General features: G+C 42.8%; 10 protein-coding genes. 5 read left to right on the forward strand and 5 right to left on the reverse strand.

The genetic code is table 11. The annotated features are described in order from the left end of the window. Window positions 1-38: 38 nt before the first annotated feature. On the forward strand, window positions 39-3,896 hold the full coding sequence (hrpA, locus tag ABFY09_RS11825) for an ATP-dependent RNA helicase HrpA (RefSeq protein ID WP_347984556.1): 3,858 nt from the start codon (window positions 39-41) through the stop codon (window positions 3,894-3,896). Between the two features lie 65 nt (window positions 3,897-3,961). Then, the gene (locus ABFY09_RS11830; RefSeq protein WP_347984523.1) at window positions 3,962-4,750 is read left to right on the forward strand and encodes a VacJ family lipoprotein; all 789 of its coding nucleotides are present in this window, start codon (window positions 3,962-3,964) and stop codon (window positions 4,748-4,750) included. 105 nt (window positions 4,751-4,855) lie between these two features. Here the strand turns inward: ABFY09_RS11830 and ABFY09_RS11835 are convergent, their stop codons facing one another. The 4 genes from ABFY09_RS11835 to dusA all read right to left on the reverse strand — a co-directional run bounded on the left by ABFY09_RS11835 (window position 4,856) and on the right by dusA (window position 8,761). Then, a complete protein-coding gene (locus tag ABFY09_RS11835; RefSeq protein ID WP_347984524.1) occupies window positions 4,856-5,974 on the reverse strand; it encodes a PQQ-dependent sugar dehydrogenase in 1,119 nt (372 codons plus the stop codon). A gap of 167 nt (window positions 5,975-6,141) precedes the next feature. Continuing rightward, complete coding sequence (locus tag ABFY09_RS11840; RefSeq protein ID WP_347984525.1) at window positions 6,142-6,654, reverse strand: sugar O-acetyltransferase; 513 nt, start codon at window positions 6,652-6,654, stop codon at window positions 6,142-6,144. A 114-nt stretch (window positions 6,655-6,768) separates the two neighbouring features. Further along, complete coding sequence (gene tal / locus ABFY09_RS11845) at window positions 6,769-7,719, reverse strand: transaldolase (RefSeq protein ID WP_347984526.1); 951 nt, start codon at window positions 7,717-7,719, stop codon at window positions 6,769-6,771. Between the two features lie 4 nt (window positions 7,720-7,723). Continuing rightward, on the reverse strand, window positions 7,724-8,761 hold the full coding sequence (gene dusA / locus ABFY09_RS11850; protein WP_347984527.1) for a tRNA dihydrouridine(20/20a) synthase DusA: 1,038 nt from the start codon (window positions 8,759-8,761) through the stop codon (window positions 7,724-7,726). Window positions 8,762-9,048: 287 nt separating this feature from the next. On the opposite strand from dusA, the gene ABFY09_RS11855 reads away from it, so the two are divergent. From ABFY09_RS11855 to ABFY09_RS11865, 3 genes are all read left to right on the forward strand, one after another. After that, window positions 9,049-10,221, forward strand: a complete 1,173-nt coding sequence (locus ABFY09_RS11855) for a benzoate/H(+) symporter BenE family transporter (protein WP_347984528.1) — start codon at window positions 9,049-9,051, stop codon at window positions 10,219-10,221. An 11-nt stretch (window positions 10,222-10,232) separates the two neighbouring features. Then, a complete protein-coding gene (locus ABFY09_RS11860) occupies window positions 10,233-10,859 on the forward strand; it encodes a GntR family transcriptional regulator (protein WP_347984529.1) in 627 nt (208 codons plus the stop codon). Window positions 10,860-11,067: 208 nt separating this feature from the next. Beyond that, window positions 11,068-12,543 (forward strand): aminoacyl-histidine dipeptidase, encoded by a 1,476-nt coding sequence (locus ABFY09_RS11865; RefSeq protein WP_347984530.1) that lies wholly within the window; start codon window positions 11,068-11,070, stop codon window positions 12,541-12,543. A 97-nt stretch (window positions 12,544-12,640) separates the two neighbouring features. Here ABFY09_RS11865 and gloA read toward each other — a convergent pair whose 3' ends face one another. Further along, on the reverse strand, window positions 12,641-13,168 hold the full coding sequence (gene gloA / locus ABFY09_RS11870) for a lactoylglutathione lyase (RefSeq protein WP_347984531.1): 528 nt from the start codon (window positions 13,166-13,168) through the stop codon (window positions 12,641-12,643). Window positions 13,169-13,272 lie beyond the last annotated feature (104 nt).

Here is a 13,272-nt window from a genome sequence, read left to right on the forward strand (position 1 = left end):
AGGATACCTTTTTAGATACTATGGAAAATCATGCAGTGATGACTCGTGATCGTCATCTTATTGTCCGTAAAAAAGCCCAGTTAGCGAAGCGTCAAAAAGACGGTTTACCCAGCGATCGTATGGCGAATGAATTGTCTGCTATGACGGAAAAGTCGAATGCTTTATATCAAGCCAGATTGACTTGTTTACCGAAAGTCACTTATGACGAAAGTTTACCGGTTGCAGCTCGTGCTGATGAAATTATCAAGGCGATTCAAGATAACCAAGTTGTCATTATTGCGGGTGAAACAGGTTCTGGTAAAACCACTCAATTACCTAAAATGTGTCTACAAGCAGGGCGCGGTATTGCAGGTGTAATTGGTCATACTCAACCAAGACGGATTGCTGCACGCAGTGTGGCAGAGCGCATTAGTGACGAGTTGCAAGTGAAGCTTGGAGAACAAGTCGGTTTTCAAGTGCGTTTTAATGATGAGAGTAATGAAGAAACGCTCATCAAATTAATGACGGACGGTATTCTTCTCGCAGAAATTCAACAAGATAAGTTTTTATACAAATACGACACCATCATCATAGATGAAGCTCACGAACGCAGCTTAAACATCGATTTCTTGTTAGGGTATTTAAAGCAAGTATTGGCGGCTCGCCCTGATTTAAAGGTGATTGTGACGTCTGCAACCATCGACGTTGAGCGTTTTTCCGAACACTTTAATAACGCCTCAATTATTGAGGTTTCTGGTCGAACTTACCCTGTTGAAATCCGTTACCAGCCTTTATTGAGTAAGTCTGATTCCGAAGAGTTAGATGAAGACCAAAGTATGGAGCAGGGTGTGCTTGATGCGGTTGAGCTCTTGATAGCCGAAGAGCGACAATCTGGTTATCGCGGCGCGGGTGATATTTTGGTGTTTTTGCCGGGTGAACGAGAGATTCGAGAAACCGCCGAGATTTTACGCCGAGCCGAATTGCGTTCTACTGAAGTGTTGCCTTTGTACGCAAGATTAAGTACCAGCGAGCAGCAACGAATTTTTAAATCACATGGCGGGCGCCGAATTGTTTTATCAACGAACGTCGCGGAAACCTCTTTAACGGTTCCGGGCATTCGTTATGTGATTGATCCCGGTTTGGCGCGAATTAGCCGCTACAGTGTGCGTTCAAAGGTTCAGCAATTACCGATTGAAAAAGTCAGTCAAGCCAGTGCTAACCAAAGGGCTGGGCGATGTGGTCGTGTTGCCGATGGTATTTGTATTCGTCTTTATGATGAGGCGGATTTTGAAAGCCGACCAGAATTTACGGACCCAGAAATATTCCGCACTAATTTGGCGTCGGTTATTCTGCAAATGGCGAACTTGAAACTCGGTGCTGTTGAGAAATTTCCTTTTGTTGAAATGCCAGAAAAACGCATGATCAACGATGGTTATCGTGCTTTGACGGAATTGGGGGCTTTATTTAAAGATCGTTTAACGCCCATTGGTCGCCAGCTTGCTAAGTTGCCGATTGACCCAAAATTAGGACGGATCTTGATCGCAGCGGAAAAGCACAGTGTTTTAAAAGAAGTGGCGGTTATTGTCAGTGCTTTATCGGTTCCTGACCCAAGGGAGCGTCCGCAAGATAAGAAAACCCAGTCAGATCAAGCTCATGCCGTAGACAAAGACGAAGACTCGGATTTCGCGGTTTTCTTGAATTTGTGGGAGCGTTTTGAGGCTCAGCGTCAAGCTTTGTCCCAGAATCAACTTCGCCAATATTGCCGCAAGCAGTTTTTGAATTTCATGCGAATGCGAGAATGGCGCGACATTCATCGACAAATCATGATTGCTTGCAAACAACTTGGCTTTAAAGAAGTACAGCACGAAGAACGTCACTATGAAGCGATTCACCGATCTTTGTTAGCAGGTTTGTTTACGCAAGTGGCGAACAAAATGGAAGACAGCAAAGAAATGTTAGGCTGTCGCTCTCGTAAGCTATCTATCTTCCCCGGTTCTATGCTGTTCAAAAAGCCGCCTCAGTGGATTATGGCGGCAGAATTAGTAGAAACCAGTAAGCTTTATGCACGAGTCACGGCACGAATCGATCCGGCTTGGATCGAAGAATACGCTGCGCCTTTTGTGAAACGTCAATACTTTGATCCGCATTTTGAGCGTAACCAAGGTCGAATCATGGCGAGCGAGCAAGTGTCGCTTTATGGTTTGGTGATTGTGGCTAAGCGCCGAATTGATTATGGCCATGTTAACCCAGAAGAAGCTCGTGAAATATTCATTCGTTCTGGTCTGGTGGAAGGCGAATTACGGACTAAACTGGCTTTCTATCGCAAGAATAAAGCCTTGGTGGAAACACTGGAAACGCAAGAAGCCAAATTGCGTACGCGAGATATTTTAGTTGATGATGAAGTCGTGTTTGCCTTCTATGATAAGCGTTTGCCAGCGGATGTTCGTAATCTAAAAAGCTTAGAATATTTTGTTAAAAAGTCTCCCGACGCTTTAGTGATGACGCGGGAAGATTTAATCAACCAAGATGTGAATGTTGATGACGTGGCGTTTCCAGACTCCTTTGGTTTGAATGGTGTGGCGCTGCCGATTGATTATAAATTTGACCCTGGTAAAACAACCGATGGCGCGACATTGAAAGTGCCGGTTGGTTTGCTAAGACAGCTAAGTTTGGAAGATTTAGGTTGGGCGGTTCCTGGTTTTATTAAAGAAAGATGTGAAGCCTTGTTGCGCTCCTTGCCGAAAGCTTTGCGCCGTCGTTTTGTGCCGATTCCGCAGTTTGTTGACCGTGTTTACCCGAACCTCTCTAAAGACAAAGGGGATTTGTTAGAACAGTTCAGCTTACAAATTAAACGTGAAACCTTGATTGATATTCCATTGAATGAATGGAATGCGGAGAAATTGGATTCCCATCTTACTTTGAATTTAGAAGTGGTGGATGAGCGCGGGAAAATTCTTGGTGTGGGGAAAGACCTTGGGCAACTACAGAATCAGTTTAGTGATCTGGTTGAAGAGAGCTTTGCTAAGTTTGGTACTAAGCAGCATGAGCAAGAAGACTTAACTGCTTGGCCAGATCAAGACATCCCAGAGCGTCAAGAAATTAAGCAAGCGGGCATTAAAGTGACGGCGTTTCCAGCGTTAGTCGCGGATGGTGAGAAGGTTTCATTGAAAATGTTTGATGACCAAAATACCGCCATCGAAACCCACAGAAAAGGTGTGATTACTTTATTGAAGTTAACGCTTAATAAAGAAATGCGTTATTTGCAAAAAAATCTGCCGCACCTTAAAGAGTCTATGTTGATTTTTGCTCCCATCGGCAAGAAAGAACTTTTATTAGAAGACTTGTTGAATGCCATTTTAGACAAAGTGTTTTTAGATGGACGTGCTTTACCGAGGACAAAAGCTGAGTTTGAGCAAAGTGTCTCGGCCCATAAACCGAACCTGATTAGCGTAGCGAATGAGATGGCAGAGCAGCTTTATCGTGTGTTGACGTCTTATCAAGGTGTGGCGAAGAAAATGAAGGGAAGTATTCCACTACCTTGGACTCGAATTTACGGAGACATCAAACTTCAACTAGGTGAGCTGATTTACCCCGGTTTTATCGGTAATACGCCAATTTTTTGGCTTGGACAATTGCCCCGCTACTTCAAAGGAATTGAGGTGCGTTTAGAGCGTTTTCAAAATCATTTGAACAAAGAGAACGCTTATGTGTCTGAATTAGAAGGCCTTTGGCAAGCCTATATAAGACAGAAGAAAGCCCATGACGAGAAAACACTATACGACCCAGAATTAGTGAAGTACCGTTGGATGCTAGAAGAATATCGTATTTCTTTGTTTGCTCAATCTGTTGGTACATTAGAGCCTATTTCTGATAAGCGACTTTCTAAGCAGTGGCAAGAAGTGAAAAAATTGGTTTGATTTGTTGAGTGCGAAGTACTTCAAATCTGATGCTATGTGGCAAATGATGAATTAAGGGCAGTGGAATGTTTAAAGTAATAGGTTCTGTATTTTTGAGTTTTTTGTTGATGTTTTGTCAGCCGAACTTTGCTGCTTCGGAAGAAGATCCATGGGAAGGCTTCAACCGTGCCATGTTCACCTTTAACGATACTCTTGATGGTGCGATATTAAAGCCAGTTGCACAGGGTTATAAGGCTGTGACGCCAACGCCTGCCCAAAAAGGGATTACGAACTTCTTCTCGAATTTGGGAGAGATTAGCAATATCGTTAATAACTTGTTGCAAGGTAAATGGGATGGCACAGCGTCTTCTACTTGGCGCTTTGTGATTAATAGCACGGCTGGCTGGTTTGGTATTTTTGATGTGGCCAGCGAACTAGGCTTGAAAGAATACAATGAGGATTTTGGCCAGACTTTAGGTTACTGGGGTGTTTCGTCTGGACCTTATTTGGTTTTGCCATTCTTAGGGCCTTCAACATTGCGTGATGGCGCCGGTTTAGTAGTGGATTACACGGCCTATGATGACGGTGAAGAGCTGTTTTTAGATTTAACTTATAAAGAATATCTTGCTACTTTAGCGTTAGACGTTGTTCAAACTCGTGCACGTTTGCTAAGTGCTGAGTCATTAATTTTTGGTGATCGATATACCTTTATTCGAGATGTGTATTTACAGACCCGAGCTTTTGAAGTGTATGACGGCAATGTACCAGCAAAGCAAAACCAATCAACGGATGAAAGCGTTGATGATAGTTGGGGAGACGATAGCTGGGGCGATGACTCTTGGGAAGACGATGCTGGTGGAAGTTGGGCTGAGTAAGCCAATTTCAAAGCGGTGCAATTGATTGTGAAAAAGGGCCTTCTCTCAATAATGAAAGTAGGCCTCTTTTAGCTCTTTTGTTTTGGGTTCTTTTCTAAGTAAAAGCTACTTCAAAGACGCATGACTTGCTAAGGTGATCTTTAAAAGTTTCCCTGAATCTGTTCCGATATAAAGTGCACCTTCAGAATCCTGTGCAATAGAGCGAAGGCGCTCTGCTAAGTTTTCTAAGTAACGTGTTTCTGTCGTTTCACCATTTTCGGCAATTTTTACTTTATTCAAATGTCTTAATGCCAACGCCGTCGATAGAAAATCTCCATTCCAATTGGAAAACAGCATGCCTTGGTATCGAAGCAAACTACTTGGTGCGATAGAAGGAATAAACACTTTAGCTGGATTGTCTATGCCGTCTTTTGTTGTGCCTTCACCAATGCTCTCTGAGCTAGAATATTCCTTGCCATAAGACACTATTGGCCAACCATAATTCGCCGCTGGACGAATTAGGTTTATTTCATCACCGCCTTTCGGGCCATGCTCATTTGACCAAAGAGTTTGTGTGCTTTGGTCATAAAATAAACCTTGAGGGTTTCTGTGACCATAGCTCCATATCTCATTTTTGATATTAGCATGAGAGACAAATGGATTGTCTGCCGGTACTTGTCCATTTAAATTCAAACGAAGAATAGCGCCAGCGTGATTGGTTAAGTCTTGTGCGTTTTCTCGCACGCCTCTGTCACCGATAGAGAAAAACACATGGCCTTTGTCATCAAAAGCAATACGGCCGCCGTAATGCCTTGTAAATGGTGATGCGGATTCTGTTACCAGCAAATCTTCCCATTGTCTTAAGCCATTGTTCGATAAAATGGCTCTGGCTAATGTTGTTCGAGCGCCTTCGTTAGAAGGTTTAGCATAGGTGAAATACAACCAAGCCTGATTGTTAAAATCAGGCGATATAGCGACATCTAATAAACCTCCTTGACCTTTATTATCAACACTTGGTAGACCCGTAAGACGTTGTTTATTGCCTGTGCTTAAATTTACTCGATAAGCCTCACCTTTTTGTATGGTGATAATGGCTTCTTGAGCATTAAGTAGTGCAATACCCCATGGCGTGCCATCAAATTGCGTTACTTGTTTAATATTCAGTGAATCGTCAACAATGACAGCATTTGAGGCGTTAGCATTTAGCACCATGAAGCTTGCTAAAAATAGTACCCAAATTTTCATATGGCGACCTCTCCCGCGAATGTTTGTCTAGTATAGCGAAAAACACATAGGAAATAGGGCGTGGTAAAAGACTTCCTCTGCAATTGCAGATTGCTTACCTAGTTGAATGAAGTGTTCATGATGGTGGTCTGAAGTGCCTCAAATAAGCAAAAATTTGCTGTTTGTTTTTAGCCTATAAAGCATTCATTTTGCTTAACGTCACGCGTGACCACGACATTGGCACCAATAATGGCATTATCTTGTATGGTGATGCCAGGTAAAATTTTAGCGCCGCCACCAATCCAAACATTGTTGCCAATGTTAATCGGTTTTGCGGAGCAAGTGCCTGTTACACGTTGTTCTGCTTCTCTTGGGTGATCTACAGTATAAAAATGCACGCCAGGGCCGATTAGAACATTGTCGCCAATATGAATATCAGCACTGTCTAAAAAGACACAATGAAAATTAATATAAACATTCTCACCAAGGTGAATTTGAGAGCCATAATCACACTGGAAACCTGGCTCTATAACGAGGCTACCAAATTGCGCGAAGAGTCTTGTGATATGGCGTAAGTTGCCTTTGCTGGGATGGGCGTTAAATTTGGCACAGGCAAGGCGAGCCGCTTCTCTGCGCAAACGAAGGTCGGTGTCGATGCCATTGAAAGGCTCGCCAGAAACCATCTTTTCAAATTCAATCATGTCAGTTCCTATTGCTTAAATAAGACTCTCAAGTAAAAAAGCTCAAATAAAAAACGCGGTTCATTTTAAGTGAACCGCGTTCTCTAAATAGCCTGTTTATTATGCAAACGAAGCTTATAACATAGAAGCCAAAGTCACTTCTAACTTACGCTGATCAACAGCAAAGTTACGAATACCTTCAGACAGTTTCTCAGTTGCCATCGCGTCTTCATTCATTGCCCAACGAAAGGCAGCTTCTGTGATTGCCGCTGGTGCTGGTTTGATGTCAGTCGCAGGAACCAGTTTGCGTTCTAGCTTGCCTTCGTCTTTCTTCAATTCCTCAAGTAAGTTCGGGCTAATGGTTAAACGATCACAACCTGCAAGTTGTTCGATCTCACCAATGTTACGGAAGCTCGCGCCCATAACAACTGTATTGTAGCCGTGTTCTTTGTAGTAGTTGTAAATCTCAGTCACAGAAACCACACCTGGGTCGGTTTCAGCCGTATACTCTTCGCCAGTGGATTTCTTGTACCAATCAAGAATACGACCAACAAAAGGCGAGATAAGATAAACACCCGCTTCAGCACAAGCTTGCGCTTGAGCGAAAGAGAACAATAACGTTAGGTTACAGTTGATGCCTTCTTTTTCCAGCTCTTCAGCGGCTTTGATGCCTTCCCAAGTAGAAGCGGCTTTGATCAATACACGGTCACGCGAGACGCCTGCTTCTTCATACAAAGCGATCAGCTTACGCGCTTTTGCCAACGTAGCGTCTTTATCAAAAGATAAACGAGCATCCACTTCTGTAGAAATACGGCCTGGTACGTATTTAAGGATTTCAGTACCAACAATAACGGCAAGTTTGTCGCCAGCGTCTAGAATTTGTTGTTCTTTGTCGTTACTTTGCGTTTTTGCCCAAGCAACGGCTTGCTCTAGAAAAGGAGCGTATTCAGGGATTTGAGCCGCTTTCAACATCAAAGATGGATTGGTTGTTGCATCTTCTGGTAAAAAATCTTTGATTGCTGTGATATCACCTGTATCGGCCACAATGGTCGTGAATTCTTTTAACTGAGATAACTTATTACTCATTGTCTTATCCTTTGTGTTGATGATGTTTGACCAAATCAATGGCTTCTAATAATACATTAATTGTAGCATCAGCTTTATGACCTTTTTCAGACAAATATCGACGAAATTGCTTTCCGCCAGCGATTCCTTGAAAAATGCCTAAAATATGTCGAGTCAGATGCAAAAGGCGTTCGCCTTCGTTCAGTTTGCGTTCCACATAAGGAACAAATGCTTCTAACGCTTGGTAGCGATCTGTTACCAAAGGTTGACCATGAAATAACGCTTCATCAACTTGGCTTAATAGCCAAGGGTTATGGTAAGCCTCGCGACCAACCATCACGCCGTCGATCTTGGTTAATTGTTCTTGGCTTTCTTCTATGGTCTTTATGCCGCCATTTATAATGATTTCAAGGTCTGGAAAGTCCTGTTTTAGTTGATGTACATAATGATACTTCAACGGTGGTACTTCTCGGTTTTCCTTCGGGCTCAAACCTTGCAAAATGGCATTGCGCGCATGAACAATGAAAGTTGTCACGCCTGTTGTGGCGATTTCACCTACAAAGTCACGGACAAAATCATAAGACTCTTCATCGTCCAAACCTATTCGATGCTTAATAGTCACTGGTAAATCACAAGCATCTTGCATGGCTTTCATGGCATCTTTGACTTTATTAGGATGCGCCATCAAACAAGCACCAATCAAGCTGTTTTGCACTCGATCACTTGGGCAACCCGCATTTAAGTTTACTTCGTCAAAACCTGCTTGCTCGGCCATTTTTGCGCACTTGCCCAGATCATTTGCATCAGAACCGCCAAGTTGCAAAGCAATAGGGTGCTCACAGTCATCGTAGCGTAAAAAACGTTCTGGATGATTGCCATGTAACAAAGCACCTGACGTCACCATTTCAGAGTAGAGGAGAGTGTTTTTAGTTAAGGTACGAGCGAATACGCGATAATCAGATGTCGTCCAATCCATCATCGGAGCAATGGAGAAGCGTCTATCTACAGAATCGCTTGATTTTAAAGGGGTTGGGTTGTTTTCTATGACTTTATTATCTGTCATTAAATTGGTCTTTTATAGTCGAAAATACAGTTGAAAAATAATCGCTTAAGTATGCCATAAAAGCCTAGGGATTCTAAGTGGTGACGCTCGTTACTTGAGAAAGAAAAAGTAACTTCCCAGAGTTTGCTTAATGCCCCTTCAAGTATAGATCTAGATATTTCTAGTATCTGACATGTATATCAATTAATTATATGGTGAATATGCAGTGAGCATATAAAAATGTATACAAAAATACGCAATCTAAAATACAATGCACCTTTTCATGTTATGGATAGCGAGAGGTGACTATGTTACGGATTCTTAATGATTGTAGTTTAAGTGCGGTAGTCGCTGGTTTTGTTGCCGTTCTTGTAGGTTTTGCGAGTTCTGTTGCGATTGTCTTTCAAGCCGCCCAATCTGCAGGAGCAGATGCTAATGTCATTGTTTCTTGGATCATGGCACTCGGTTTTGGTATGGGAGCCACCTGTCTCTTTCTTTCCTTGTGGTATCGCGCCCCTGTTATTACTGCTTGGTCTACGCCGGGTGCTGCTTTATTGGCGACAAGCTTAGGTTCTATAAGTTATGCCGAAGCACTTGGTGTTTTTGTGTTTGCAGGTGTTCTCACTTTATTGACTGGTCTCTCTGGCTTCTTTGACAAAATGATGCGCTTAGTGCCGCTTCCTATTGCTTGCGCCATGTTGGCTGGAGTGTTGTTTCAATTTGGGTTGTCTGTTTTCGATGCTATGGGCAGTCATGTATTTCTGGTCGGAATAATGTTGATGACTTATTTAGTATGTAAGCGACTCATGCCTCGTTATGCCGTTCTTTTTGTTTTAGCAGCAGGTGTGTCATTTGTTGTAGCGGAATCAAATGGTCGTCTTTATGCTGATATTCCTTTTGAGTTAGGTGCCTTGGTTTGGGTTTGGCCTGAGTGGAATGTGAGTGCGTTAATTGGCATTGGTTTGCCTTTGTATATTGTCACCATGACGTCACAAAATGTTCCAGGCGTTGCTGTTATGCGCAGTAGTGGTTATCAAACTCCTGTTTCGCCTTTGATTAGCTGGACTGGCGTGGCGTCAATTGTTTTAGCGCCATTGGGTGGTTTTGCCTTTAATTTAGCGGCCATTACGGCGGCTATTTGTTCTGGTGAAGAATGTCACAAAGATCCAGAGCGTCGTTATGTGGCAGGATTGTCAGCAGGTGTTTTCTATCTAGTTGCAGGATTGGCCAGCTCTTCTGTTGTCGCTTTGTTTGCTATTTTTCCAGCGGCAATGGTTGCGGCTTTAGCCGGTATTGCTTTACTTGGAACGATAGGTATGAATTTGAAAAACGCAATGGTGGATGATGGGAACAGAGAAGCTGCTTTAATTGCATTTCTTGTGACAGTTTCAGGTGTTTCATTTTTGGGTATTGCTTCCGCGTTTTGGGGGATTGTGTTTGGTGTTATTTGCTTGCTGATTTCAAACATAAAGGCCAAGTAGCCAGTTTGCTTATGAATATTAAAGAGGCGATTAAAGAAGACATACTCAATAATCAATTACCTAGAGGTGTTCCTCTGCGTCAGGTTGAGTTGTCAGAGCGATATAAGGTGAGTCGAATTCCGGTTCGTGATGCGCTTTTATCATTAAAGGCAGAAGGGTGGTTATCAGCTCATGGGAAAGCGGGCGTTATGGTTCCTGAGTTTCGATGGGAAGAAGCGGAAGATCTTTATTTGATGAGGTCAAGGTTAGAATGTCTTCTGTTTGAAATGGCCTTTGACCGCATTGGTGAAACGGAATTGAAAGCGGCTAGGCTTATTTTGTCGGAGCTAAACCAAGAAAGCTTATCTCTTATCCAGTATGGAGAGATGAATTGGCATTTTCATAGTGTATTGTATCAAGCGGCAAACAGGGGGGCGTTGCATCAGGTTGTTGAAGGGTTAAATGAAAAAGTTATTCGTTATCTCGGTTTTCAATATGGGCCTTTAGGATACCGAGTTGAAAGTGAGCAGCAGCACGAAGAGTTGTTATGGCTTATAGAACAAAATGATAAACAGGGGGCGTTGATTTTTTTGCAGCAGCATATAGAAGAAGCAGGGAAGCTATTAACTGAATATCTAAAGAGCCAAGCTTCTCAATAAGAAGAGCTGGTTAAATTCTTTAGGATAAGGCTGCTTTTTATTTCAACAATAATACTAACCTAACATCGCGATGTTTGCTTTTTGTTTGTTACGTTCAGAGCAAAGAGATACGTTTTCTCTATCAGTCCTATCTTTATTTCGATTGCCTCAATCCTTGTTCTTCTTTACCGTTGTTTTCATATTGTTTTAACGATCTGAAGGGAGTTCTATGAACCAAGTATTGAATACCTTACAACCCAGTGCGATTTGGCGACATTTTCAAACCCTATGCAATACTCCAAGACCGTCTTATTACGAGGCACAGTTGAGAGATCATCTTATTCAATGGGCGACGTCATTAGGGTTAGAAACCTATGTTGACCCCGCTGGAAACCTTTTGATTCGTAAAGCCGCATCGAAAGGCATGGAGGACAGGGAAACCGTTGTCCTGCAAGGCCACTTGGATATGGTGGCGCAAAAAGATGCCGATGTGGATCATGATTTCACCAAAGATCCAATCGTGACTCAGGTTGTCGATGGTTGGGTTCATGCGACTGGCACAACGCTAGGCGCAGACAATGGTATCGGTGTTGCGGCAGCGATGGCGGTATTGGAATCGACCGACTTGCCTCACGGGGCTATTGAAGCGCTTTTTACCATAGAGGAAGAAACCAGTTTACGTGGTGCTTTACAGTTAGAAGAAGGTCTATTAAAAGGGAAAATCTTACTGAATTTAGACTCCGAAGATCGTGGCGATGTATACATAGGTTGTGCCGGTGGTGTTGATATCAATATAGAAAAACATTACAAGGCGCTGCCTGTGGTGGGTAACAAAACAGCCTTTAAGATTGTTGTTTCTGGTTTGCGTGGTGGTCATTCTGGCTTGGATATTCACAAAGGCCGTGCGAGCGCGAATGTTTTGTTGATCCGTTTATTGAATCTGCTCAAAGAAGAGTGTGATTTTGGGCTGAGTGGTTTTGCTGGTGGTACTTTGCGTAATGCTATTTCTCGTGATGCCAGCGCGACTATTAATGTAAATTCTGCGGACGAAAGCAAGTTATTTGCCTTTGTTACTGAATTTGAGAGACGCACTCAGACTGAATTTGTTAGTACTGAACCTAAGTTGCTGGTTTCTCTTATCCCTTCAGAAGTGGATTCTGAATTGGAAGCCGATGCTAAAGAGGCTCTGTTGAATGCTATTTACTGCGCACCTCATGGTGTACATAGAATGAGCGCAGATTTGGACGGTGTGACAGAGACATCTTGTAACCTTGGCGTGATTAACCTTAAGAATTCCAAAGAAGGCGAGAAAGTATTTGACGCTTGTTTACTGGTACGTTCTTTGGTGGGTTCTGCGATTGAACATCTTGCTCATGTGGCGAAATCGGCTTTTTCATTGATTCATGCGGATGTGAATTTAGAAAATGGTTATCCGGGGTGGAGACCAGACCCAAATGCGGGGTTGCTCAAGCATTTCCTTGATGTTCATAAAGACGTGATGGGACAAGAAGCCAATGTGAAAGTGATCCATGCAGGGTTAGAGTGCGGCATTATTGGAGCGAAATACGCTGGTATGGAAATGGTGTCTTTTGGCCCTAACATCAGAGGTGCGCATTCACCGACGGAACGTATGGAGATTGATTCTGTAGGAGATTTCTGGCGACTGCTCGTGGCGTTGCTGGCGTCAACACCGAAGGCGGTTTAGAGTTCATTGATCACAAGTTTGTCAATGGCATCCAATGAAAAAGGGAGCAGATAATATGGCTCCCTTTTTAATGTTTTCTATTGTTACTTAGGTGTCGTTATTGAGAGAGAATAATATCCGTAATGCCTTCTGCAGATAGGATCTCAATCCAATAACCGTCTGGGTCTTTGATAAAAGCCAATCCTTTCATTGAGCCATCGTCTGGTTTTTTCACAAATTCCACATCGTACTTGGCAAAGCGTTCACTGGCTGCATACACGTCTGGTACGCTAATGCCGATATGTCCAAAGCCACGAGGGTCTTCATTACCACTGTGATAACCTGGGAAATTGTCGTCTTTCTCGCTGCCCCAGTTATGAGTCAACTCAATCAAGGCAGGACGACGGAAAACCCATTCGGTTTTAGTTTTATCGTCGCCTTCTGGTATTTCGTTTTCATAGCCTAAAAAGTAAAGCGTAAATTGCATCGCTGGAAAATCGTATTTGCCCAACAGCTTCATACCTAACACTTTTTGATAAAACTCTAATGACACTGCTGGATCTTTAATGCGTAACATGGTTTGTTGCATTACATAGCCTTCAGTGGCTTGAGATATTTCTTCTTGGGATTCGTTATAGCTAGACATCGTACAATCCTTGATGAAAGTGAATAAACTCTAAATAGAGATGCATTGAATAGTGTGCTCTATGGTAATCATCTATAGCCTGAATTTAAACATCCTAATGTAGT

Origin of the sequence: Marinomonas sp. 5E14-1, from assembly GCF_039939215.1 — a bacterium.
Taxonomy (GTDB): Bacteria; Pseudomonadota; Gammaproteobacteria; order Pseudomonadales; family Marinomonadaceae; genus Marinomonas.

Excerpts from the sequence above, each read along its gene's own strand:
- ABFY09_RS11840 (WP_347984525.1), bottom strand. The coding sequence starts at position 6,654 with ATGATTGAATTTGAAAAGATGGTTTCTGGCGAGCCTTTCAATGGCATC.
- ABFY09_RS11855 (WP_347984528.1), top strand. The coding sequence starts at position 9,049 with ATGTTACGGATTCTTAATGATTGTAGTTTAAGTGCGGTAGTCGCTGGT.
- ABFY09_RS11860 (WP_347984529.1), top strand. The coding sequence starts at position 10,233 with ATGAATATTAAAGAGGCGATTAAAGAAGACATACTCAATAATCAATTA.
- ABFY09_RS11835 (WP_347984524.1), bottom strand. The coding sequence starts at position 5,974 with ATGAAAATTTGGGTACTATTTTTAGCAAGCTTCATGGTGCTAAATGCT.
- ABFY09_RS11865 (WP_347984530.1), top strand. The coding sequence starts at position 11,068 with ATGAACCAAGTATTGAATACCTTACAACCCAGTGCGATTTGGCGACAT.
- ABFY09_RS11830 (WP_347984523.1), top strand. The coding sequence starts at position 3,962 with ATGTTTAAAGTAATAGGTTCTGTATTTTTGAGTTTTTTGTTGATGTTT.
- hrpA (WP_347984556.1), top strand. The coding sequence starts at position 39 with ATGACTCGTGATCGTCATCTTATTGTCCGTAAAAAAGCCCAGTTAGCG.
- tal (WP_347984526.1), bottom strand. The coding sequence starts at position 7,719 with ATGAGTAATAAGTTATCTCAGTTAAAAGAATTCACGACCATTGTGGCC.
- dusA (WP_347984527.1), bottom strand. The coding sequence starts at position 8,761 with ATGACAGATAATAAAGTCATAGAAAACAACCCAACCCCTTTAAAATCA.
- gloA (WP_347984531.1), bottom strand. The coding sequence starts at position 13,168 with ATGTCTAGCTATAACGAATCCCAAGAAGAAATATCTCAAGCCACTGAA.